General features: G+C 67.6%; 1 protein-coding gene. It reads left to right on the top strand.

What is annotated here, in order from left to right; translation table 11 throughout:
- Positions 1-272: 272 nt before the first annotated feature.
- On the top strand, positions 273-1477 hold a 1205-nt coding region (locus tag ACTQ1E_RS08785), incomplete at its 3' end, for an agmatine deiminase family protein (RefSeq protein WP_154514952.1).

Below are 1477 nucleotides of genomic sequence, written 5' to 3'. Positions count from 1 at the left end.
GGCGTGCCCGGGCGACGGGTCCGCCAACCATTCCCCGGGGCGGGTGCAGGCGATAGCTCCGGCAGCCGCCGACCGCCCCGACCCCTCTCCCGTATCCCTCGTGCGTCCCGTCTCCGCGCACCTGGCTACGTCGTCGCCCGCCGGTGCGACCCCGTGAAAACCGGCGCCGGGCGCCCCGACCTCTGCCGGGGGACGGGCGCCCGCCATCTCTTGGTCCTAGGCCGCGGGCAGCCCGCCCGCGGCAGACGATCGTTCGGTTTGGAGGAAATCTTATGCGTACGATCACCGAGTCCGAGTCCACCCCGAGGGCCGACGGCTTCTTCATGCCCGCCGAGTTCGCCCCCCAGGACCGCGTGTGGATAGGCTGGCCCCACCGCACCGACACCTGGGCCCACGGCGCCAAGCCCGCCCAGAAGCAGTATGCCGCCATCGCCCGCGCCATCTCCGAGTTCACCCCGGTCTACATGTGCGCCAACCAGGTCGACTACGCCAACTGCAAGGCCGTCTTCGAGAACGACGAGAACGTCACCGTCGTCGAGATGACCACCGACGACGCCTGGTTCCGCGACACCGGCGCCACCTACGTCATCAACGGCAAGGGCGACAAGCGCGCCAACCACTGGCACTTCAACGGCTACGGCGGCCTCATCGACGGCCTCTACTTCCCGTGGGACAAGGACGAGCAGATCGCCCTCAAGATGGCCGAGCTCTCCGGCTGCCGCCGCTACCGTCCCGACGACATGATCCTCGAGGGCGGCTCCATCACCGTCGACGGCGAGGGCACCCTCGTCGTCACCGACCAGTGCCTCCTGTCCCCCGGCCGCACCTGCTCCGCGGTGCTCGAGGAGGAGGAGGACCCCGAGTCCCTCTGGCCCAAGTACCGCAAGAAGTTCGAGCCCTGGAGCGAGGAGCTTCGCGAGTACATGACCGAGCACCTCAAGGACTACCTCGGTGTCGAGAAGGTCATCTGGGTCAAGGAGGGCATCGACCCCGAGGAGACCAACGGCCACATCGACGACGTCGCCACCTTCATCGCCCCGGGCGTCATGGTCTGCATCTGGACCGACGACCCCGAGTACCCGTTCTACGAGCAGTGCCACGCCGCCTACGAGACCCTCTCCAACGCGGTTGACGCCAAGGGCCGCAAGCTGAAGGTCTACAAGCTCTGCATGCCCGTGAAGCCGCTGTACATGGACCAGGCCTCCTGCGACACCATCGACGCCGACGAGAACGCCGAGCCGCGCGTCCCCGACGAGCCGCTGATCGCCTCCTACATGAACTACCTCGTGACCAACCACGGCGTCATCGTCCCGCAGTACGGCGACGAGAACGACCAGCTGGCCGTCGACACGCTCCAGGAGATCTACGACGAGGTCTGGGGCGAGGGCGTCTACAAGTGCGTGGGCGTCAAGTCCGACCAGGTCGTCTACGGCGGCGGCAACATCCACTGCATCACGCAGCAGGAGCCGTCCGCCTA

It is taken from the genome of Collinsella sp. LCP21S3_C7 (assembly GCF_052118485.1).
Lineage (GTDB): Bacteria > Actinomycetota > Coriobacteriia > Coriobacteriales > Coriobacteriaceae > Collinsella.
Note: the sequence above shows the minus strand (reverse complement) of the source record. Positions and strands in the feature narration are given on the sequence as shown.